Origin of the sequence: Symbiobacterium terraclitae (assembly GCF_017874315.1) — a bacterium.
Taxonomy (GTDB): Bacteria; Bacillota; Sulfobacillia; order Symbiobacteriales; family Symbiobacteriaceae; genus Symbiobacterium; species Symbiobacterium terraclitae.
Window position 1 is genome coordinate 25,084 of sequence record NZ_JAGGLG010000030.1, and the last position, 20,604, is coordinate 45,687.

The 20,604-nt window shown below is 71.1% G+C and carries 23 protein-coding genes; 5 read left to right on the forward strand and 18 right to left on the reverse strand.

The window, feature by feature from the left end; all coding sequences use genetic code 11:
• Both J2Z79_RS14710 and J2Z79_RS14715 read right to left on the reverse strand, forming a co-directional pair.
• Positions 1 to 516, reverse strand: a complete 516-nt coding sequence (locus J2Z79_RS14710; protein ID WP_209467650.1) for a mismatch-specific DNA-glycosylase — start codon at positions 514 to 516, stop codon at positions 1 to 3.
• Positions 513 to 1,055 (reverse strand): hypothetical protein, encoded by a 543-nt coding sequence (locus tag J2Z79_RS14715; protein WP_209467651.1) that lies wholly within the window; start codon positions 1,053 to 1,055, stop codon positions 513 to 515. The genes J2Z79_RS14710 and J2Z79_RS14715 overlap by 4 nt, the downstream gene beginning before the upstream one ends.
• 53 nt (positions 1,056 to 1,108) lie before the next feature.
• Here J2Z79_RS14715 and J2Z79_RS14720 point away from each other — a divergent pair, with 53 nt between their 5' ends.
• Entirely contained in the window at positions 1,109 to 2,032 is a 924-nt protein-coding gene (locus tag J2Z79_RS14720; RefSeq protein ID WP_280953743.1) for an NAD(P)-dependent oxidoreductase, read from the forward strand.
• 51 nt (positions 2,033 to 2,083) lie between these two features.
• Here the strand turns inward: J2Z79_RS14720 and J2Z79_RS14725 are convergent, their stop codons facing one another.
• The 8 genes from J2Z79_RS14725 to J2Z79_RS14760 form a co-directional block, all read right to left on the reverse strand.
• Positions 2,084 to 3,007, reverse strand: coding sequence for a tetratricopeptide repeat protein (locus J2Z79_RS14725; RefSeq protein ID WP_209467653.1), 924 nt, complete (start codon positions 3,005 to 3,007; stop codon positions 2,084 to 2,086).
• A 52-nt stretch (positions 3,008 to 3,059) separates the two neighbouring features.
• Positions 3,060 to 3,518: a DinB family protein gene (locus J2Z79_RS14730; protein WP_209467654.1), complete on the reverse strand. Its 459-nt coding sequence runs from the start codon at positions 3,516 to 3,518 to the stop codon at positions 3,060 to 3,062.
• Positions 3,519 to 3,632: 114 nt separating this feature from the next.
• Positions 3,633 to 4,820, reverse strand: coding sequence for a serine hydrolase (locus tag J2Z79_RS14735; protein WP_209467655.1), 1,188 nt, complete (start codon positions 4,818 to 4,820; stop codon positions 3,633 to 3,635).
• Positions 4,821 to 4,962: 142 nt separating this feature from the next.
• Entirely contained in the window at positions 4,963 to 5,250 is a 288-nt protein-coding gene (locus J2Z79_RS14740; protein WP_209467656.1) for a YfhL family 4Fe-4S dicluster ferredoxin, read from the reverse strand.
• A 258-nt stretch (positions 5,251 to 5,508) separates the two neighbouring features.
• On the reverse strand, positions 5,509 to 6,027 hold the full coding sequence (locus J2Z79_RS14745; protein ID WP_342589504.1) for a 2-oxoacid:acceptor oxidoreductase family protein: 519 nt from the start codon (positions 6,025 to 6,027) through the stop codon (positions 5,509 to 5,511).
• Positions 6,024 to 6,854: a 2-oxoacid:ferredoxin oxidoreductase subunit beta gene (locus J2Z79_RS14750; RefSeq protein ID WP_342589505.1), complete on the reverse strand. Its 831-nt coding sequence runs from the start codon at positions 6,852 to 6,854 to the stop codon at positions 6,024 to 6,026. The genes J2Z79_RS14745 and J2Z79_RS14750 overlap by 4 nt, the downstream gene beginning before the upstream one ends.
• A 1-nt stretch (position 6,855) precedes the next feature.
• Positions 6,856 to 8,007 carry a 2-oxoacid:acceptor oxidoreductase subunit alpha gene (locus J2Z79_RS14755; RefSeq protein WP_209467657.1) on the reverse strand — a complete coding sequence of 384 codons (1,152 nt, stop codon included), beginning with the start codon at positions 8,005 to 8,007 and terminating at the stop codon, positions 6,856 to 6,858.
• The gene (locus J2Z79_RS14760; RefSeq protein ID WP_209467658.1) at positions 8,000 to 8,227 is read right to left on the reverse strand and encodes a 4Fe-4S dicluster domain-containing protein; all 228 of its coding nucleotides are present in this window, start codon (positions 8,225 to 8,227) and stop codon (positions 8,000 to 8,002) included. The genes J2Z79_RS14755 and J2Z79_RS14760 overlap by 8 nt, the downstream gene beginning before the upstream one ends.
• Positions 8,228 to 8,431: 204 nt before the next feature.
• Here J2Z79_RS14760 and J2Z79_RS14765 point away from each other — a divergent pair, with 204 nt between their 5' ends.
• From J2Z79_RS14765 to J2Z79_RS14775, 3 genes are all read left to right on the forward strand, one after another.
• Positions 8,432 to 8,635: a tautomerase family protein gene (locus tag J2Z79_RS14765; RefSeq protein ID WP_209467659.1), complete on the forward strand. Its 204-nt coding sequence runs from the start codon at positions 8,432 to 8,434 to the stop codon at positions 8,633 to 8,635.
• A 240-nt stretch (positions 8,636 to 8,875) separates the two neighbouring features.
• Positions 8,876 to 9,163: a hypothetical protein gene (locus tag J2Z79_RS14770; protein ID WP_209467660.1), complete on the forward strand. Its 288-nt coding sequence runs from the start codon at positions 8,876 to 8,878 to the stop codon at positions 9,161 to 9,163.
• Positions 9,147 to 10,592, forward strand: coding sequence for an FMN-binding glutamate synthase family protein (locus J2Z79_RS14775; RefSeq protein WP_209467661.1), 1,446 nt, complete (start codon positions 9,147 to 9,149; stop codon positions 10,590 to 10,592). The genes J2Z79_RS14770 and J2Z79_RS14775 overlap by 17 nt, the downstream gene beginning before the upstream one ends.
• 10 nt (positions 10,593 to 10,602) lie before the next feature.
• Here the strand turns inward: J2Z79_RS14775 and J2Z79_RS14780 are convergent, their stop codons facing one another.
• The 4 genes from J2Z79_RS14780 to J2Z79_RS14795 all read right to left on the reverse strand — a co-directional run bounded on the left by J2Z79_RS14780 (position 10,603) and on the right by J2Z79_RS14795 (position 13,547).
• Positions 10,603 to 11,802 (reverse strand): hypothetical protein, encoded by a 1,200-nt coding sequence (locus J2Z79_RS14780; RefSeq protein ID WP_209467662.1) that lies wholly within the window; start codon positions 11,800 to 11,802, stop codon positions 10,603 to 10,605.
• 135 nt (positions 11,803 to 11,937) lie between these two features.
• Complete coding sequence (locus J2Z79_RS14785) at positions 11,938 to 12,363, reverse strand: hypothetical protein (protein WP_209467663.1); 426 nt, start codon at positions 12,361 to 12,363, stop codon at positions 11,938 to 11,940.
• A gap of 178 nt (positions 12,364 to 12,541) precedes the next feature.
• Positions 12,542 to 12,988, reverse strand: a complete 447-nt coding sequence (locus tag J2Z79_RS14790) for a TlpA disulfide reductase family protein (RefSeq protein ID WP_245302812.1) — start codon at positions 12,986 to 12,988, stop codon at positions 12,542 to 12,544.
• A gap of 19 nt (positions 12,989 to 13,007) precedes the next feature.
• Positions 13,008 to 13,547 carry a peroxiredoxin gene (locus tag J2Z79_RS14795; RefSeq protein ID WP_245302813.1) on the reverse strand — a complete coding sequence of 180 codons (540 nt, stop codon included), beginning with the start codon at positions 13,545 to 13,547 and terminating at the stop codon, positions 13,008 to 13,010.
• Positions 13,548 to 13,792: 245 nt separating this feature from the next.
• On the opposite strand from J2Z79_RS14795, the gene J2Z79_RS14800 reads away from it, so the two are divergent.
• Positions 13,793 to 14,584 (forward strand): patatin-like phospholipase family protein, encoded by a 792-nt coding sequence (locus tag J2Z79_RS14800; RefSeq protein WP_209467664.1) that lies wholly within the window; start codon positions 13,793 to 13,795, stop codon positions 14,582 to 14,584.
• Here J2Z79_RS14800 and J2Z79_RS14805 read toward each other — a convergent pair.
• From J2Z79_RS14805 to J2Z79_RS14820, 4 genes are read right to left on the reverse strand one after another with little or no spacing between them, the layout of a single operon-like run.
• On the reverse strand, positions 14,553 to 16,898 hold the full coding sequence (locus J2Z79_RS14805) for a glycosyltransferase family 4 protein (RefSeq protein ID WP_209467665.1): 2,346 nt from the start codon (positions 16,896 to 16,898) through the stop codon (positions 14,553 to 14,555). The two genes, J2Z79_RS14800 and J2Z79_RS14805, sit on opposite strands and share 32 nt — an antisense overlap.
• Before the next feature lie 4 nt (positions 16,899 to 16,902).
• Positions 16,903 to 18,021, reverse strand: coding sequence for a glycosyltransferase (locus tag J2Z79_RS18985; protein WP_342589506.1), 1,119 nt, complete (start codon positions 18,019 to 18,021; stop codon positions 16,903 to 16,905).
• A complete protein-coding gene (locus tag J2Z79_RS14815; RefSeq protein WP_209467666.1) occupies positions 18,009 to 19,124 on the reverse strand; it encodes a mannose-1-phosphate guanylyltransferase in 1,116 nt (371 codons plus the stop codon). Before J2Z79_RS14815 ends, J2Z79_RS18985 begins: the two co-directional genes overlap by 13 nt.
• The gene (locus J2Z79_RS14820; RefSeq protein WP_209467667.1) at positions 19,121 to 20,557 is read right to left on the reverse strand and encodes a tetratricopeptide repeat-containing glycosyltransferase family 2 protein; all 1,437 of its coding nucleotides are present in this window, start codon (positions 20,555 to 20,557) and stop codon (positions 19,121 to 19,123) included. Before J2Z79_RS14820 ends, J2Z79_RS14815 begins: the two co-directional genes overlap by 4 nt.
• Positions 20,558 to 20,604: the final 47 nt, after the last annotated feature.

The following is a 20,604-nucleotide window of genomic DNA, read 5'->3' on the forward strand; positions in this document are numbered from 1 at the left end:
TCATCCCCCCTCCGCGATCAGATCCCGCAGCTCCCGGTAGAGCCGCAGCTTCTCCTCCAGCTTTTCCCGGCTCCGCCCGCTGGGCGAGGCCGCGACGAAGTCCAGCACCCCGGGCACCACGGACCCGGCCTGCAGGCCGTACGCGACACGGGCGCGGCCGGACAGGGCCGCGTAGATGCCCTTGCCGTTGTAGCAGGCCACCCGCGGCCGGTACCGCGCCAGCTTGGCCAGCAGCTCCTCCCGCCCCGCCCTCAGCTCGGCAGCCGTGAGGTCGCCGCTGGACCGGGTCGACCGGCCCACCAGGTCGGTGAGCCCGTATCCGAGGTCGAGCAGCGCCGCGTCCTCGTGCGGCGCGTAGAGCCGGTCGGTCAGACCGGCCTGCCAGAGCAGCCAGTAGAACCGGTTTCCGGGATAGGCGTAGTAGTGCCCCTCCCGGGCCGACGTCTCGCCGGGGTTGAAGCCGACGAAGACGACCCGCAGCCCCGAGGCCAGGTAGTCGGGCAGGGCTCGGGTCATGCCGGCGGCAACTCCAGGGCGTCGTACTGTGCGGTGAGCCACTCCACGTGCTCCCGCATCGCCTCGTCCTGCATCAGCAGCTCCCAGGCCCGCCGGGCGGCGTCCACGAAGGCGGGATCCAGCTGGTCGATCCGGTACCGCTCGGGCAGCGGGCAGATACCGTGCGCCAGGAACGAGTATCGCATCTCCAGCGTGCCATCCGCGCGCAGGTAGGGCCAGAGCGGGTAGGTGCGGCACTCGAAGGGCCGCCGGGACCGGTCGCAGAGCCGGGTGCACTGCAGGAAAGGAACCGAGTCGAAGCGGCGCTCCCAGGCGGGGGCGAACTCGTACTCGTCGGTGCGGTGGAACTGCCAGCGCGTGAAGTCCTCGGTGCCGTCGAACAGCGGCAGCTCGCCGGGGATGAGGTAGACGCCCTCGTTGGGCGCGAAGTCCGTGCAGCAGCGGTGCCCGCAGAGCGTGCCGCAGTCGAAGGGCAGCGGCGTCACGTCCGCCAGCAGCTGGCGGGCGGCCTCGATGAGGCTCAGGTCGACCATGCGCAATCCCCCCATCTCCTGCACTGTACCACATTTGGGCGCATTCCGCTGTTCCAGATATGGTACGATGGACATGCAGACTTGCTGAGGAGGATCTCGATATGGCCAACCTCGGATTCATCGGATTGGGTCGCATGGGCAGGCACATGGCACGCAACCTGATCAAGGCCGGGCACACGGTCACCCTCTTCAACCGCAGCCAGGCGGTGGTGGACGAGCTGGTGGCCGAGGGCGGGAAGCGGGCGTCCAGCCCCGCGGAGGTGGCCCGGAACGCGCGCGTGCTCTTCACGTGCCTCACCACGCCCGACGTGGTGGAATCCATCCTGCGGCAGGCGCTCGAGGGGGCGCAGCCCGGCGACATCTTCGTCGACCACTCCACCATCGGCTACGCCGACGCCCAGCGCATCGCCGCGATGTGCGCTGAGAAGGGCGTGCAGTTCATCGACGCCCCGGTCTCCGGCGGCCCGTGGGGCGCCGAGGCGGGCACCCTGACCATCATGTGCGGCGGCGACAAGGCTGCCTACGAGGCCGTGCTGCCCTACCTGCAGATCGAGGGCAAGAAGCTCTACCACCTGGGCCCGGTGGGCGCCGGCACGGTGGCCAAGCTCTGCAACAACCTCCTGGTGGGCATCCACGCGGCTGCCCTGGCCGAGGCCTTCGTCCTGGGCACCAAGGCCGGCGTCGACCCCAAGGTGCTCTACGAGATCATCTCAGGCGCCACCGGCAACTCGGCCCAGATCGAGCGCAACATCCCCAAGTTCATCTTCCCCGGCAACTTCGAGGCCGCCTTCTCCGTCGACCACCTGCACAAGGACGTGGCGCTGGCGGTCAGCCTGGGTAAGGACCAGAACGTCCGCATGCTCCTCGGCGCCCTGACGCAGCAGCTGCTGGAGGAGGCCCGGGCCGCCGGCTACGGCCAGCTGGACGAGGCCGCCCTCATCCGGCCGCTGGAGGAGCTCACGGGGGTCAAGGTACGGGCATAAGATGTCAGGAAGCCACCGGGCCGGCTGCGGCCCGGTGGCTTTGCGCACTCCTCAGTGAATGGGGTCGGACCTCGCCGCGGCCCACGCATCCCATCCGTCCAGCACGCCGATGTCCGCCCCGGCGGTGAGCACCGCCGCCAGCGGGCCCAGCCACGCCGCCCAGGGGTGGCGCCCCGCCCAGGCTGCGGAGACGTGGGGCTCCAGCCGGAACCCCGGCGAGCGGACGCCGGCGTCCAGCAGCCGGCGGAGGGCGCCGAGGGCGGGGATGCGCTCCGGCGGGTCGCCGTAGACGACCTGGTAGAACCGGCACTCGGCCGCGTCTGCGCTCGGCCGCTGCAGCGCCGGGTGCGCCAGTGCGAAGCGGAGCATCTCCCGCGCCGCGCCCGTCCGGCCCGCCAGGAAGAGCGCCCCGGCCAGGTTCGCCATGATGGCGGCGTTGCCCGGATAAGCCGAGAGCGCCACCCGGTAGAGGTCTGCGGCATCGCTGTACGCCTCCTTCACGTCCGTGAGGAAGATGGCGTACTTGAACAGGGCGTTCCGGTGGAGAGGCGCCACCTCGAGGGCCCGCTGGTAAAGGGCCTCCGCACGGTCGTACTCCTGCCGCACCTCGGCGAGGAAGGTGGCGTAGTTCGTCAGGTTGTTGACGTGCAGGGGGTCCGCCTCCAGCGCCCGGCGGTAGTAACGCTCTGCCGCGTCCCAGTCGCCCCGCGACTGCTCCAGGAAGTCGGCGTAGTCGCCCAGGAGCGTGGGGTGATTGGGCGCGAGGGCAAGGGCGGCCAGGTACTGCTCCTCCGCCGCATCGTAGTCGTGGAGAGCGGTCTCGAGGAACACCGCGTACTGGCCCCGGATGTCGGCGTCGTCCGGGTCGGCGGCCAGGGCGCGGCGGTAGTAGGCATCCGCCAGGTCGCAGCGGCCCAGGAAGCGCTCGAGGAAGCGCGCGTACTGGCTGAGCTGCCGTGCGCGGGACCGCCGCACGCGCTCACCCCCCTCCGCCGGTCTCGGGCCCGGTTCTTGCGTCTCCCTGTGCCTAGATTTCCGGCGGATCGATCCCCTGCATGCGCATCAGCATGAAGATCTGGCCGCGGTGGTGGATCTCGTGCTCCATCACGTGGTAGACCACCCAGTTCATCGTGGCCCATGGCTGGCCCGGGTAGGGCATGGGCAGCTTCCGGTTCAGCTCCCGGACCGGGGTCTCCTTCAGCCACTCCACGGTGACACGGTGGACCTCGGCCCAGTACTCCAGCAGGCTGTCGAGGTCCGCGAACCGTCCGGGCCGCCAGCGCTCCTCCCAGGGAGCCCGCCTGAGGGCGTTGCGGTAGATCCAGATCCACTCCGCCGCCAGCATGTGGTCCGCCAGCTCCAGGGCGCTGGAGTGCCACCCCGGGGGCTTCCAGGCCAGCTGCTCGGGGCTCATGGACCGCAGGGCCGCGACGGTGAAGGGTCTCAGGTCGGTCTCCCAGTGGCTGTACACATCAAAGGCCAGCACGGTTCGCGCCTCCCCCCTGTAACGTTACTGAAAGGTTTTACACATTCCCACCTGACCTTCCTGCATGGGCCGGAATCCGGCCACGGTGCGGAGCCCGCGGCGCGCACGCGGGCTTCACTTCGCGCTCCCCATGGCCGTCACGGCCTCCCAGGCGGCGGCGGCGATGCGCTCGATCGCCACGTCAGCCGCGTACTCCCCGCCGTCGCCGAAGGTCATCACCACGAGCACGTAAGGCCGCTCCCCCCAGACGATCGCACCGTCGTGGTCGTAGCCGGCGTATGTGCCGAACTTGTGAGTGACCAGCTCCGGGCGGGGGGTTCCCGCCTGGATGCGCCCGGTGTAGGTCACGCGGCGCAGCGGGCGCAGCAGCTCCTCGGCCAGCTCAGGCCGATCCCGGCTCAGCTGCCAGAGCCGCAGCCACCAGGCCGCCTCATCCGCGGCGGTGACGGGCGTCGACCCCTCCTCCGTGCGGGTGACCGGCCCGCCCATCTCGGTGGTGCACGCGAGCAGCCCGTCCCAGGTCAGGGTGCGCGCCAGCATCTTCACGGCCACGTTGTTGGAGGAGATGATGGAGCGATCCACCAGGTTGCGCACGGTCCACTGGGTGCCGAAGGCCGCATCCGCGAAGCCGCCCGCCCCGACGGGCTCCCAGTCGGCCTCGGTGTAGGTGATCGGCGTCTCCCAGGTCAGCTCGCCCCGGTCGATGGCCTCCAGCGTGCAGAGGGCCACCGGCAGCTTGAAGGTGGAGGCCGGCAGGTACGGGTCGCGGGCGCGGAACTCGTACCGGCTGCCGCTGGTGAGGTCCACCGCCACGACGCTGATCCGCCCGGGGTACTCCCTGGCGACGCCGTGGACCACCTCGTGCAGCCCCCGCCAGTGGTCCGGCAGATCGGCGGGCGGGTCGGGCAGCAGCGGCTCCACCCTCTCCACCGGCATCGGCTGGTAGTCGGGAAGGGGATGGGCTGCTGCGTCGGCCTTCCCGGCTGTCGGTTCGGAGGCGTCCGCCGGTCCCGATTCGCCCGGCGAACCCGACGCGACCGCCGTCCCGGGCTCAGCCGCAGCCCCCGGCGCGCTCACCGGCGACTGCCCGCCGGCCTGCTCCGAACCGCCGCTCAGCCCCGGTGCGCCCGCCGGCCCCTCCGCCCCCGGAGCGCCGCCGGCCAGGGCACCCGCCTCCGCCGCCGCAAGCTCCGACGCCGCCCCGACCGGCTCGGACCGGTGCGGGGCGAACGCACCCGCCAGCCCCAGGAGCACGAGCGTCGCCAATCCCACCGCAAGCCGCGCCGACTCTCCCCGCTGCACCGCACGTCCACCTCTGCCTGCGTTCTCGCCAATAAGACGCCGGCACATCGGACTGAGTTGCGGGTCTTTACAGATGATTCTGTCGTCTCAGGGCGCAAAGAAAGGACGGCCCGCAGGCCGTCCTCACTTGTTCGTCGGCAGTTTAGCCGGGCTTGACCCAGCTGTCGGTGTTCTTCATCTCGGCGCCGGGATGGAGCCGGTTGAACTTGGCGGTAAGGCTCTCGATGTCGTCGGGGTTGTCCTCGTCCGGGATAATCGACTCAACCGGGCACACCGCGATGCACTGGGACTCCCCGTAGAAGCCGTAGCACTCGGTGCACTTGTTAGGATCGATCACGTAGATGGTGTCGCCCGGGCTGATGGCCTCGTTGGGGCACTCCGGCTCGCAGGCGCCGCACGAGATGCAAGTATCAATGATCTTGACGGCCACGGACTCTTCTCCTCCTTTGAGGCGCACGCCTTCATCACTGTCGGTGTGCCGCCTGATTGGTCACTTTGGCCCATTGCGGAAGGCCGTTATGGTATTCCCGAACACCACTACTAGAATACCGTTCGAGCACATACCAGTCAAGGGATCCACGGCCTGTTTTCTGGATGAGATTGGATATCAATGAGATTCGTTCTCATCTTGTCCAGGCCGGTGCGGTCGGCGACGGCAGGGATCCCGGGGTGCCCCCGGCGGCGGCAACTACGCCCGCATCCCCGCCTCCAGCGCCTTGCGGTTGACCTCCTCGGTGCCGCGCGGCACGCTCTCGAGCACGGCATCCACCAGCGCCTCGTCGCTGACCAGGCGGCAGATCCGGTTGAGCGCCCCCAGCGCCACGATGTTGGCCGTGATCGGGCGGCCCGTCGCCTCCCGGGCCAGGCGGGTGATCTCCACCCGGTGCACCTGGCCGTCCACCGCCGGCACCGTGTGCACGTACAGCGGGTCGGCGATCAGCGTGCCGCCCGGCCGCAGCTTGGTGTGGAACTTCTCCGCCGCCTCCTGGGTCATGGCCAGGACGACGTCGGCCTGCGTCACCTTGGGGAAGTCGATGGGCTCCACGTCCAGGATCACCTCGGCGCGGCTGGCGCCGCCCCTGGCCTCCGGCCCGTAGGACTGGGTCTGGGTGACCTCGTACCCGTCGCGGATGCCCGCCTTCGCCAGGATGATGCCCGCCAGGATCATCCCCTGGCCGCCGGAACCCGTCAGCATGATCTGCTTCACCGCCCACCACCTGCCTTCGCAATCACGGCGTCGTATGCCTTGGTGTACTCGGGGCGCGGCCGGTGCCACAGCTCGCCGATGACGATCTTGCCGGCCAGCTCCTCCGCGGTCATCGCAGCGGCCTTGCTGACCGGCACCGACCGCTCCTGCATCAGCTTCATCATGCGGAAGGCGTCGCCCAACTTGTTCTTGCGGCCGAAGTAGGTGGGGCACTGCACCACGGCCTCGATGAAGGAGAAGCCGTCGTTCTGCAGGCCCTTGGCGATCAGCTTCTCCAGCAGCCGGGCGTGGTAGGTGGTCGCCCGGGCGACGTAGCTGGCGCCGGCGGCTTTCGTCAGCTCGCAGAGGTCGAACGGCGTGTCGATGTTGCCGTAGGGGGCTGTCGTGGCGTAGGCGTCGGTCGGCGTGAGCGGCGAGTACTGACCGCTGGTCATGCCGTAGATCGTGTTGTTGAAGCAGACACACGTGATGCCGATGTTGCGGCGGGCGGCGTGGATGAGGTGGTTGCCGCCGATGGCCGCGGCGTCGCCGTCGCCGGTGATGACGACGACGTTCAGGTCCGGGTTGGCGACCTTGATGCCCGTGGCGAAGGCCAGCGCCCGACCGTGGGTGGTGTGCAGCGTATCGAAGTCAAGGTAGCCGGAGGCCCGGGACGAGCAGCCGATGCCGCTGACGATCACGGTGTTGTCCTGGGAGAGCCCCGTGCTGTGAATCGCCCGGATCAGGGCCTGGAGCGCGATGCCGTGCCCGCAGCCGGGACACCAGATGTGCGGCAGCTTGGCCAGGCGCAGGTAGCGCTTGACGGGCACCTTCTCTGCTGCTGCCACCTCAGAACACCTCCTCGATCGCGGCGAGGATCTCGCCCGGGGTGAGCGGCTCGCCGGAGACCTTGTTCACGCGCACGACCTTCGTGCCGGCGCCGGCCACCCGCTCCACCTCGCGGGCCATCTGCCCGAGGTTGAGTTCGGGCACCACCACGGCCCGCCTGCCCTGTAGCGCGGCCCGCACCCGCTCGTCGTGAAACGGCCAGAGGGTGATCGGCCGGTAGAGGCCCACCTTCAGGCCCTTCGCGCGCGCCTCGCGCACCGCCCGGCGCGCCGCCCGCGCCGTGCCGCCGTAGGCGAAGACCGCGACGTCGGCGTCTGCGAGGTCCCGCTCCTCGGCCTCGTAGATCTCGTCGATGTGATCGGTGACCTTGGTGGTGAGGCGGCGCACGGCCTGCTCCACCACCTTCGGGTTGCTCGTGGGGGAGCCGTCCTCGCCGTGGATAAGGCCCGTCACGTGGAAGCGGTAGCCCGTGCCGAAGTCGGGCACCACCGGCACGCCGTCGGGGCCGGGCCGGTAGGCCTTGTGCTCGCCGGGGGGCAGGGTGGGCCGCGCCCGGTCCACCACGGTCAGCTCGGACGGGTCGGGGAGCTCCACGGACTCCCGCAGGTGACCGATGATCTCGTCGGCCAGCAGGATGACCGGCATGCGGAAGCGCTCGGCCAGGTTGAAGGCCCGCACCGCCAGGCGGTAGGCCTCGCCCACCGAGGCCGGGCAGAGGGCGATGGCGGCGTAGTCGCCGTGGGAACCGTAGCGCGCCTGCATCACGTCGCCCTGGCTCGGCGAGGTGGGCAGGCCGGTGCTCGGCCCCTGGCGCTGCACGTTGACGACGACGCAGGGCACCTCGGCGGTGAGGGCGTAGCCCAGGTTCTCCTGCTTCAGCGAGAAGCCGGGGCCGGAGGTGGCGGTCATGGCCTTGCGGCCCGCCAGCGAGGCGCCCACCACCGCGGCCATGGAGGCGATCTCGTCCTCCATCTGCACGAACCGGCCGCCGTCCCGGGGCAGCTTCTCGCTGGCCAGCTCTGCGATCTCCGTCGACGGCGTGATCGGGTAGCCGGCGTAGAAGCGCATCCCGGCGGCGATCGCGCCCTCGACGATGGCCTCGTTGCCCTGCATCAGGACCTTCCTGCGGGCGGGTAGGGCCAGGCTAGGCATGCGCGCCCACCTCCTCCAGCTCGGAAACCTCGATGGCGAAATCGGGGCAGTAAATCTCGCAGTTGCCGCACCCAGTACACTGGTCTGCCGCCTCCACGACCACCTTCAGGCGGTCGCCCAGCCGCAGCACCTGCTTGGGGCAGATCTGGACGCAGATCTCGCAGCCCTTGCAGTAAGCGGGGTTCACCGCGATCGTGAAACGTCTCGGCGCTCTGGCCATCGGTTCCCCTCCAATCGGTGTTCTGGTCCTATCGTAATAAATCTCGTTCTGAATGTGGTGCCTATAAAGTAATTGAGCAGTAGGGTCGGACGATGGCACCTTTGGCTCACACCCCGAAAAAGCCGCGCCCGGCAGGGGAGCCCGCCGGGCAGGGAGTATATCGGCTCCAGGATCCACACTGACGCGTGAAAGGAGGCCGGGAAGATGCCGTACGTGAACATCAAGATCACCCGGGAGGGGGCGACGGCCGAGCAGAAGCAGGAGCTGATCCGGGGCGTAACCCGCCTGCTGCAGGACGTGCTCGGCAAGAACCCGCAGACGACCTTCGTGATCATCGAGGAGGTCGACACCGACAACTGGGGCATCGCCGGGGAGACGGTCACCGAGCGGCGCAGACAGGGGAAGTGACAGCCCGCCCAGGAGCCCCTCTCGCCGCATTGGCTCTCTTCGCCTCTACTGTTGATGCCCCCGGGCGTCCTCCCCAGCCGACTTGCAACGGTTGAGCTGACCAGCGCCGGCGGGCGTCATCCAACCTTCCGCAAACCCTTTGGCCTCCATGCCGCGGAAAACCGTCGCTGGTCCGCCCGCACAATCCCGCCCGCGCTTGGGCACACTGTTGCAGGAGAACACCGTGTGGAGGTCAGCGCCATGCAGCACGAAGACCTGAAGGCCGCCTGCAACTACATCTCGTCGGAACTGAGCCGCATCGAGACCGTGGCCGGCACCCTCGCGATGATCGAGCGGGAGCACTACAACACCCTGAACCGGTTTGACCACCGCGAGCTGCTGGACGTGGCCGTGGAGGAGCAGAGCGCCGCCCGCCAGCTGGGCATGGTCAAACAGGTCTGCGGCGAGCTGGTCCAGAAGATGGCCGAGATCCAGAAGGCCATCGAGCAGCAGCCGCAGGGAGGGGCGGGGCATGCTGAGGCTCATTGAGAACTGGATCCGCTCGGCCGTCAACGAGACGGTGGACAAGGCGATCACCCGGATGGTGCGCGACCAGTACCCCGAGTCGCTCGCCGAGATGGTCGCCGCCACCCGCAAGGTCGGCGGGGTCAACGTCCTGGAGATCGCGATGCGGGCTGCCCAGGGTGCGCCCGTGGCGCGCCCGCTGGGCAGCCCCCTCCACTTCTCCCCCTGGGAGAAGCTGCTGTTCAACCCCGTCCACCTCTGCCGTTTCCCGACGCCCGAGAACGTGCCGATCGCCACGGCGGTCACCATCGGGCGGCGGGCCCGCAGGCCGCTCACGGTGGCGATTCCCGTCATGATCGCCGGCATGTCGTTCGGCGGCGCCCTCTCCAAGCGGGCCAAGATCGCCCTGGCGAGGGCGGCCACGGCCGTGGGCACCGCGACCAACACCGGCGAGGCGGGCCTCCTGGAGGAGGAGCGGGCCGCCGCCCGGCTGCTGATCGGCCAGTTCAACCGGGGCGGCTGGCTCAATGACCCCGAGAAGTACCGGCGGCTGGACGCCATCGAGATCCAGCTGGGGCAGGGCGCCCAGGGCTCCACCGCCCAGCGGACCCGGGCCAGGAACATCGGCCCGGACTACCGGGAGGCCTTCGGCCTGGCCGAGGGGCAGGACGCCGTCATCCACTCCCGGCTGCCCGGCGTGGACTCGCCGGAGGCCTTCGTCCAGCTGGTGCGAAGGCTGCGGGCCGAGACGGGCGTGCCCGTGGGGGTGAAACTGGCCGCGACCCACCACCTGGAGCGGGAGCTGGCGGTGGCGCTGGAGGCCGGGGTCGACTTCGTCACCGTGGACGGGGCCGAGGGCGGTACCCACGGCGGGGCGCCCACGCTGCAGGACGACGTCGGGCTGCCGACGCTCTACGCCGTCGCCCGGGCGCGCGACTACCTGGCGCGCCAGATGGCCACCGGCGACGTGAGCCTCATCGCCGCCGGCGGCCTGATCACCCCCGGGCAGATGCTGAAGGCGATGGCGCTGGGGGCCGACGCCGTCTACATCGGGACCGCCGCGGTGATGGCCATGATCGGCGACCAGGCCGTGGAAGCCGTGCCCTTCGAGCCGCCCACGAGCCTGGTGGTCTACACGGGCAAGATGACGGACAAGTTGGACGTGGACCGCGCCGCACGCAACCTGCAGCGGTTCCTGAACGCCTGCGTCACCGAGATGGAGCAGGTGGCCGTGACCCTAGGGCGCACCGCGCTCTCGGACATCAGCCGGTCGGACCTCTGCGCCCTCGACCCCGTCGTGGCCCGTGCCACCGGGGTGCAACTGGGGCTCGTGGCGCCGGAGGAGCAGCACCGGCTCTTCCCGGAGCTCTTCGCCGACCTGCCGCGGCCGCACCTCCCGCCGCTGCACGGGCCGCCCGCGGAGGGACCCGTCCCTCTCCAGCCGGTGCACTGAGGCGGATGCGTCACCGCCAGCTGCGCGCTGCCCAGATGCCGCCGATGGCCGCCGGGAACGCCGCCGCAAAGGCCACGAGGTAGAGCGGCCAGCTCGTCCCGCGGACCGCCTCGGCCAGGAACCCGTGCGCCGCCAGCGCGGCCACCATCGCCACGGAGCCGGCTGCGAAGAGGCGGAACGCCCACGGGCTGGCCGCCCCCCGCACCACGGTCAGGGCGCCCAGGAGGCCGCTGGAGGAGAGCAGGAGCAGCTTCAGGTGCAGGAAACCGATGACCAGGCTGCGGTTCAGCCCCATGGCAGAGAAGGCGGGCAGCAGCGGCAGGAACTCCAGCAGCGCCTTGGCGGCGAGGCTGAGGCCGGCCAGGTACCACCAGGGGCGTGCGGCCTCCGGGAGCCACCGCCGCCGGGCCAGCGCCAGGAACCAGAACTGCACTGCGCCGAAGAGCGCTCCCGCCAGCACGCTCAGCCAGGCCAGGGGGCCCTCCAGCCCCCGGGGGATCAGCATGCGCAGCGCGGCGGGCGCCATCAGCAGCAGGGCCGCCAGCGCGATCCGACGGACGGCCGGCCGCTCCTCGGACGCCCCGGCGGACATGGCCAGGACCACGCCCATCAGGCCGACCTCCACCCAGCCGTCGCCGTAGAGCTCGAGGAACAGGTAGACGCCGGCCTGGTAGAGCAGGGGGAAGGCGGAGTCGAGAATGGCCTCGGAGATGATCACCAGCGTCGTCCCCGATATGGAGAGCAGCAGCATGAGAACGGCCGCCCCGATGAGCCAGAGGGCCGGGGGCCAGGTGCGCAGCGGCATCTGCCGGACCTCCCGCCAGAAAGCCACGGCGAACAGCACCCAGAGCACCTCGTTGAGCGCGGAGAAGGCGATGGAAGGGCCGCCGTAGCCCCACCAGGCGAACGTCACCAGGGCGCCGCCCACCGCCCAGGGCGCCAGGCGCTCCAGCCAGGCCAGCGGGCGGGAGTCCGCGACGGGCCGGCCGGTGAAGCCGGGGAGCAGGTGCAGGATCAGCCCCATCAGCCCGAGTCCTGCCCAGCCGAAGTAGGCGGTGTGGCTGTGAGCGTGGATCAGGTTTCCCCAGTAGAACCGGCCTGGCGTGTAGAGCCACACGAAAGCCGAGCGCAGCAGCACCCCCAACGGCAGGACCACGGCGAGCCAGCGGGTGGAGGCGCGCATCAGGGTATCGGCCGTTCGCAGTGCCATCAACCTCCGTGACGGAATCATATCACCTCTGAATCATATCATACCCAGACGGCTGCCGCACGACCGGTGACCCCTGTCACACCGGGTGCGCGCACGCAGGAAGGCCCCCACCCGCCCGGGGTGGGGGCCCTGTCGTCACTTGGAAAGCAGCCGGTTCCGCCTGGGCTCGGCGAGGAGCCCCCACGCCCGCAGGGACTCGACGATGCCGTGGACCTGGATCAGCGGCATCACCATCGCGCTGGCGAAGAAGGCGGTCCTGTAGGGCGACGGATCCGAGTACAAGGCGGTGACCAGGTAGTCGAGACCCAGGTGGCCGATCAGCGTCAGGGCCGCGACGCCCAGGTAGGAAAGGAGAAAGAGCGCCGCGCCCAGCCGGCGCATGCCCGAGAGCAGGGCCAGCAGGGCGGACATGGGAACCACCAGCGCCATGAGGGCCAGCGCTCCCTCGTAAAGGGCGCCGGGCCGGCCCGACAGGCCGACGGTGCTCATCACGTGCACCGCGGCGGCGGCCACGTGGAGCAGCAGCGCCGGCAGCAGGTCGCGCACCGTCTTCCAGCCCATCCCGCAGCCACCTCCCGGCCCGCCGGCCACCTCTTCTCCGCGTCAGTATACCAGCGGCCGTGCGCCCGTCCCATCGGTACGGCTGCGGATTCGATCCGGGACGCATTCGAGCACGGACCCTAAGCCATATAAAGTAGCGGCCGCCCCGCTGCGGGGCGACCGCTCCAATCCAATGTCATCACGCGAACAGCTGCTCCAGCTTGGGTCCGAGATTCTGCAGCCCCTTGTCGCCCGCCGCCCGGAAGAAGAGGTTCCCCTGGGCGTCGAAGAGGAAGAAGGCGGGGACGAACTGGTTCTGGAACGCCTGCGCCAGTCTGTGCTGGTGGTCGAGGAGGACGGGCTGGGTGATCCCGTACTGCGCCATGTCGCGCTCGACCTTGGCGGTGTCCAGGTCGCCCTCCTCCTTGGGCATGTGGATGGCGACCACCTTCAGCCCCTTCGGCTGGTACTCATCGCGGAACCGCGACACCTGGTCCATCACCTCGTGGCAGATGTGGCAGGAGACGGACCAGAAGTGGACGAGGACGGGGCTGCCCTTCAGCTGGGCAGGGTCGAACCCCTCGGCGTTGTACCGCCCGGTCTCCCCCTCCAGGGGGGGCATCGGGCTGCCCAGGCGCATGGGCATGCCGCAGACCTCCTCCCGATCAGGCGTTCAGCAGGGCGTCGCCGGGCTTCCAGTTGGCGGCGCAGAGGCCACCGGCCTGCAGGGCCTCCAGCACGCGCAGGACCTCGTCGACGTTGCGGCCAATGTTGTTGTCGTGGACCACCTGGTAGCGGATGATCCCGTCGGGGTCGATGATGAAGAGGCCGCGCAGGGCGATGCCCTCCTCCTCGATCAGGACCTCGTAGGCCTTCGAGACCTCCTTGGTGATGTCGGAGGCCAGCGGGTAGTTGACGGGGCCGAGGCCGCCCTGCTCCCTGGGGGTCCGGATCCAGGCCCGGTGCGAGTAGATCGAGTCGACCGAGACGCCGAGGATCTCGCAGTTGGCGTCCCTGAACTCCTGGACCCGGTCATTGAAGGCGGTGATCTCGGTGGGACACACGAAGGTGAAGTCCAGCGGGTAGAAGAAGAGGACCAGCCACTTGCCGCGGTAGTCGGAGAGGCTGACGGTCTCGCTCAGGGTCTCCAGGTTCTTGGTGGACGGCATGGTGAAGTCGGGGGCGGGCTTGCCTACCAGTCGCATCTTGATGGTACCTCCTTGGCTGATGTTTAGAATCTCTCTAAGGAGCGTTCCTCTAGTACAGACGCATTGGATGTGAATGGGTTACGGACGAAATGTTACGACATTAACTTGCCCCCACGGACCCCTGGCCGCCTGCCCGGGAGGTCCGATGAACGGGCACGGCTTCAGTATCTCCCCTGTCGATCTTTGCCATACTGGGCGCGGGCAGTTCCGCTCCACCCAGCCGCTGAAAGGAGGCATCCGCAGTGCAGGAAGGAACGAGGCTTGCGGGGCGGGCGCTGGTCATGGGCGGCGGCGGCATCCTGGGCATCGCCTGGATGCTGGGGCTCTGGGCCGCCCTGGCGGAGGCCGGCGTGGAACTGAACGATGCCGACCTGGTGGTCGGCACCTCTGCGGGGTCTGTGGTCGGGTCGCTCCTGGCGTACGGTGCGGAGCCCGGCCAGCTGGCCGGGCTCGTGCAGGCGGGCATGGGCCTGCCGCCGGCGGCCGTGGCGAAGGTGGTCACGGGCGCCGGCCTCACCGAGGAGGAGTGGGTGTCCATCTTCGCCGTACCGCTGGGCGACGCCCCCTGGCCCGCGAAGGACCTGCGCATCTCAGCGGTCGCGGAGGACACCGGCGAGGTGGTGATGTGGACCCGTGCGTCCGGCGTGCCCATCGCCCGGGCCGTCGCCGCCAGCTGCGCGGTGCCGAACCTCCTGCCCCCGGTCACGATCGACGGGCGCCGCTACATCGACGGCGGCGCCCGTTCAGGGACCCACGCGGACCAGGCCCTGGGCTGCGAGCGCGTGCTGATCATCGCCCCGATGGGCGGGCCCAGGTACGTCCTGGGGCACGAGATGCTGGCGCGGGAGCGCGCCCGGCTCGAGGCGGCCGGCATCCGCGTGATGACGGTCCTGCCCGACGCAGCCACCGAGCGCGTCTTCGCCGAGAACCTGATGGAGATTGCGCGCGCCTTCGACGCCCTGGAGGCGGGCCGGCGGCAGGGCGAGGGAGCGGCCGCGGCCGTCAGGGCGTTCTGGTCCCGGGCTGCCGGCTGAGTAGCGCCTGCAGCCGGGCCTCCGCCGCCCGTGCGGCGTGCGCCCACGTGAACCGGGCGTGCACGTGCGCGGCCGCCCGCTTTCCCATCTCCCAGACTTCTTCCCGGTGGTCAAAGGCCCAGCGCATCGCCCGGCGCAGCTCGGCGAGGCTCACCTGGCACGCCCGGCCGGGCGCAGCCAGCTGGAATCCGCCCACGGAGCTCCCCAGCGCGACCTCCTGCGCCGGAACCAGCAGGGCGCCGCCCTCGGGCGCGTAGTCCAGGGCGGGGCCCATCGCCGGCAGGACGGCTGCCGTGCCGCAGGCCATGGCCTCCAGCGCCGGCAGGCAGAACCCCTCGGCCCGGTAGGGGGCCACCAGCACGTCGGTACCCCGGTACAGCCCGGCCAGGCCCGCGTCGTCCAACCGCGCCGCGATCAGGCGCACCCGCCGCGCGGATCCGGCCGTGGCCTCCGCCGCCTCCCGGACCGTGCCGATGCCGCTGGACGCGCGGTAGAAGGTCTCCGAGCCGAAGTCCTTCACGACCAGCTCGGCGGGTTCGTCCGGCCCGAACTCGGCCAGGAAGGCGTCCAGCGCCAGGTCGTACCCCTTGCGGCCAATGGTGCCGCCCACGTAGAGGAACCGGAACGGCTCCGCTCCGGCCGGCGGCCGTTCGCCGGGGCGGAAGACCTCGGGGTCGACGCCGCAGGGGATGACGTGCACCCGGTCGGGGTCCACCCCGGAGTCGATGACCCCCCGGCGGACCCAGTGGGAGTAGACCCAGACCTCCTCCGCCGCGGCGATGCCCGGCAGCCAGTCGGACGGCAGCGGTCCGAACTCCCAGGGCAGGATCACCACCAGCCGGCCCGCGGGCGGCGGCTCGAACTTGGGCGGCCAGTGGTGGCGCACCCAGACCGCCGGGCGGTCAGGGCGGTGCCAGAGGCGGTCGGCCAGCGCCCGGAAGCGCCCGTCCGCGTCGGGCCGGTACCCGTCCGGCTCCGTGGGCAGCCCGCCCAGATCCCAGCGCAGGGCCAGCAGGTGGGCGGCCAGTTCCCGGTTGACCCGCCCGAGGCTGGAGAGCGTGAAGAGCGGCCCTTCCCACACGATGCCCGGCCCCTTGGGCGCGCGTCCGCCGCTCCGCGCTCCCTTCTGCCCCCGGACCGGCGCCTTCTGCCGGCGGTCGCCCCGCCCCTGCACGGCGCGGCGCAGGTCCGCCGGCAGCTTCACGTCGGGGCGGGCCGCCAGGATGGGCGCAGCCTGTGCGGGGTCGGAGCTCCGGGCGTAGATGGCGGCCACCAGTTCCACCGCTGCGCGGGACCTGCCGATCCAGAAGTACTGCAGCTCCATCCGGTTGAGCACGTCGGCGTGAATCCGGAGCCGGGCGAGCTCCCGGAGCGGCGGCAGGTAGTCGGGCCCCACGCGGAGCGCCATCACCCACTCGGTCACCGCCCCGCTCAGGTCGCCCATCCGCGCGAGGGCGCGTCCCAGGAACGTCCGCGCCCGGTAGGTGGTTGCGCCGCCCCCGCTGATCAGCCCGTCCGACCGGTCCTCCTCACGCTCGGTCAGCACCCGGCGGAGCCGGTCCGCGGCCGTCTCCAAGTCGCCTCGGACGTACGGGATCAGCGCCCAGAGCAGGCGCAGCTCGCCGTAATCCGTGAAGGGACCGGCCCGCCTCAGCCACTCGTCCTGCCACGGGCGCTCGCCCAGGGCGAGTGCCGCGGCCAGGCCGTTGCGCACGACCAGGGCGGTCAGGCTCTGGTTCTTTCCGTATACCTGGCGGTAGATGTGATCCAGCATCTGCAGGCCCTGGCGGCGGTCGCCCGTCGTCAGGGCCTGCAGCGCCCGGTAGAGAACCGCCCACGCCAGGTCGTCCCGTTCCGCCGGCACGTCGGCCGCCGGCGGGCGGTCGCTCTCGATGGGCACCGGCAGGAACACCCGCCCGCCGGCTGCTTGGGAGATCCAGCGGGGCTCCAGCCCGAGCAGGGTGATCTCCCCCGCCCCCACCGGGTAGTGCACGGGCACCAGCGCCGGCAGCGGTATCCGAACGGCTGCCGCCCGCAGGATCGTGGGCTGCAGGCCCACCAGCGGCGTTTCGCCCGGGCGGAGCCAGAGGCCCAGGTCGTAACCCGCCAGGTGCCGGGCCCCGTCCGGCCCGGCCAGCGCGCGCCCGGAGACGCCGGCCGCAGCGCGCAGCACACCGTCAACCCCGGGCACCGCCAGGTTGAGCAAGGGCTCCAGCCCCTCCTCCCCGCGCCCCGACAGCAGGATGAGGGCGACCCGCCGAACGTCCAGCGGGAGGACCTCCCTCCCGGGGGCACGCTGCACCCAGACCGCCATGGCGCTACCTCCCCTCGTCCGCCAGGTTCCGCAGGCGGTCGGCCAGGTCGCCCGCAATCCGCTCCGCGTCCCAACCGTCCTCCACCAGCCGCCGGGCGGCGGCGCCCACCGCCCGCGCCTCCTCCCGGTGGGTGAAGACGTGGCGCATGGCCCGCCGCAGCGCCTCCCCGTCCGGCTCCGCCCAGCGGAGGCCGCGGAAGGTGTGCAGGTCGCCGTCCGGCGCGGCGACCATCCCGGCCACCGGAACGGGGTACGCCACCCCTTCGCGCAGGAAGTCAGCCTGCCCCCCCCAGGCGGTTCCGATCACCGGAAGGCCTGAGGCCATCGCCTCCAGGAAGGGGCGCCCGTACCCCTCCCCGCGGGTGGGCAGGACGAAGGCGTCCACTGCTGCGTAGAGCCGGGCCATCTCGGCGTCGGACAGGGGAAAGTCCAGCAGCACGATCTCCGGCACGTCGGCCGGGTCGCGCCCGAGCACGTGCCGGATGTAGAAGAGCAGCTCGCCGGCCACGTCCGGCCGCCTGTCCAGCGGGTCGACCTTCAGGTAGAGCGTGACGGGCTCGTCGGCGCCGAACTCCAGGCAGTAGGCGCGCAGGAGGTGGTCCCAGCCCTTGCGCCAGTGCCACGCGAAGACCGAGAGGAAGGCGAAGCCCCGGTGGTGCGCCAGCGGGAGCGGGCTCGCGCCGGGGCTGAACCGGCGGACGTCCACCCCGCCCGGCACCAGCCGCACCTTCTCCGGGCGCACGCCGGAGGCGACGAAGGCCTCGACGTTCTGGCGCGAGGGCAGCCAGATCTCGTCGAACAGGTTGCACTGCGCGGCCCACTCCGGCCGGATGCGCTCGGTCTCGTACATCGTGCGCAGGATGGCCCGGGCCGCGGGCGGACGCCCCTTGACCCAGGGCACGGGCTGGGCCTGCACGAGGAGGGCGTCCCCGGCGCTCACGGGCGTCTGGAGCAGCGGGAGGAGCGGGGCATAAGCCTCTGCCCCCTCGCCCTGTGGCACCGGGTCCAGGGGGTCGATCCTGACGGCGATGCCCGCCCGCACCAGCGCCTGGACGAAGGTGCGCGACTCGGCGGCGTAGCCGCTGCCGTTGAAGAATACGGACTGGTAGATCACGCCGGGCACGGGGGGCCACCTCGCAGGTCCTCCGCATCGCCGCAGGCGAACAGGGCGTCGGCGAACGCGGCGCCGATGCGCGCGACCTGCCGCACCTCCTGGGCCTGCTCCCGTGCGCAGACGAGCAGCACCTTGGGGGTGTCCACGACGATCAGGTCGGAGACTCCGAGCAGCACCACCAGCCGGTCGCCGCCGTGCACCACCACCCGCCGGGCGTCCTGCAGCAGCACCTCGCCGATCACGGCGTTGCCGTTCTCGTCCAGCGGCAGCAGGCGGCTGAGCGCGGCCCAGTCGCCCACGTCGTTCCAGCCGAAGTGACCCGGCACCACGGCCACCCGGTCGGAGCGCTCCAGCACCCCCTTGTCGACGGAGGTGCCGGGCAACCCGGCGAACTGCCCGGCCAGGCCGGGCGGAAGCGGGGCGGCCCACTGCACCTGCTCCAGCACGGCGTGCAGCTCGGGCATGTGGCGGCCGATCTCCTGGTCGAGGACGTCGGCCCGCGCGACGAGGATGCCGCTGTTCCAGGCGTACTCGCCGGACTCCAGGTACTGTTCGGCCGTTGCCCGGTCGGGCTTCTCGGCAAAGCGGTCCACGCGGAAGGCCGGCAGGACCGTGGGGAGCTCCAGCGGCGCCCCCCGCCTGATGTAGCCGTACCCGGTCTCCGGGCGGGTCGGCGGGATCCCGATGGCCACCAGGTACCCGTGCCTGGCCACCTCCACGGCGGCCTGCAGTGTCACGCGGAAGCGGGCCGGCCCGGTGATGTGGTGGTCGGAGGGCATCGCCACGATGACCGAATCGGGCCCGAGCCGCCGGGCCGCCAGGCCCAGGGCGGCGGCCGTGTTGCGCGCGCAGGGCTCCAGGATCAGGTTGGCCTCGGGGAGGGCCGGCAGCTCCTGCCGCACCAGGTCCGCGTACCGCTCGTGCGTAACCACGTAGATCGACTCCGGCGCCGTGAGCATGGCGGCCCGGGTGAACGTGGCCCGGAGCAGCGACTCCTTGCCGTCCACCTGGAGGAACTGCTTGGGCCTGGCCTCGGTCGAACGGGGCCAGAAGCGCTCCCCCCGGCCGCCGGCCAGCAGCACCACCCGCACGTCCTGCCACGCATCCGTCATGGCTCCTCACCTCCGGCGGGCTGCGCTTCCCTGGCCTCCAGTTCTGCCCTGAGGCGCTGCACCTGCGGGGCGAGGGGGCTGCCGGTCCAGTCCAGGCGGCAGATCGCCAGGGCGCCCTCCCGGTCTCCGGCTCCCGCCAGGCCCCTCGCCAGCACGAAGAGACCGGCCCGGTCCAGCCTGCCCTCCTGGCGGAACGGTTCCAGCAGACGGACGACCAGGTGGGGGCGCCGCGCGTGCAGGAGCAGCGTGGCCACCTGAACCTGGTCGGCATACTGCCGGCCGGGGAAGAACGCCCGCAGCTCCTCCAGCAGTTCGTCGTCCCCGGCCGTCCGGCCCAGCAGCGCGGCCAGCCGCTTCAGCGGCTCGTGCCAGCCCGGCCGGCTGTGCGCCGCCTCCCGGTAGGCCGCGCGGGCCTCCGCGTCGCGCCCCAGGGCCTCGAGGGCCGCACCCAGCTCCAGCTGCGCCTTGTAAGAGCCGGTCCCCGGGTCTGTCGAGGAGTAGCGCGCTGCGGGGGCGGGCCCCAGCTCGAGGCAGCGGGCGAAGGCGGAGACGGCCTGCTCCGCCTGCCCCGCCCGCACCCGCGCCACGCCCTTCAAGAAATAGAGATCGGTGTAGTCGGGGTAGCGTGCGATCTCCTCGTCCAGCAGGCGGAAGAGCGACGCCCACTCCTCCCGCTCCAGCAGCGTGGCGGCGTACGCCTTCACCAGCTTCGGGCGCCAGACGTCGCCGGGCCGCGCCCGGACCAGCGCGGCGGCGAACGACGCCGCGGCCTGCTGCAGCAGCCCCTGGTCGTAGTACTCGATGCCCAGGTTGAAGTGGGCGAAGGCGTCCTGCGGGCTGCGGGCGATCACCTTCTCCAGCAGGTGCCGGTTCCGCTCGAACTTGCGCCGGGCGGCCCGCACCTCCCGCAGGTAACCGTAGTGCACGACCTGCAGCCCGCTGTGGGCCGTCCTGCTCCCCGGACGCCGCGCCAGGATGGTGGGCAGGATCTGCTCGTGCACCTCCCCGGCGAAACGGTACTCCGGGCGGTTGCGCCAGAGCCGGAAGAGCGAGCTCTCCTCCACCTCCGGCTGCATGGCGGAGCCGACCAGGTGGCGCATCTGCACGAAGTAGCCCTCCACATCCGGGTCGGCCAGCAGCGCCGGAAGGCCGGCGGCCGACGCGGGCAGCAGGACCTCGTCGGCGTCCAGCATGAGGATCCAGTCCCCCGTCGCCCGCTCCAGCGAGGCGTTGCGCGCGGCGCTGAAGTCGTCCGGCCACGGCATTTCGAACACGGTGGCGCCGAACCGGCGGGCGACCTCCACCGTGTTGTCGCGCGATCCCGTATCCACCACCACGATCTCATCCACTACGCCGCGCACGCTCTCCAGGCAGCGGGGGAGAAAGGTCTCCTCGTCGCGCACGATCATGCATAGACTCAGACGCACAGGCATGTGTATCGCGCTCCTGTGGTGCAGTCTCGGCCTGGCAGGCCGTTCTC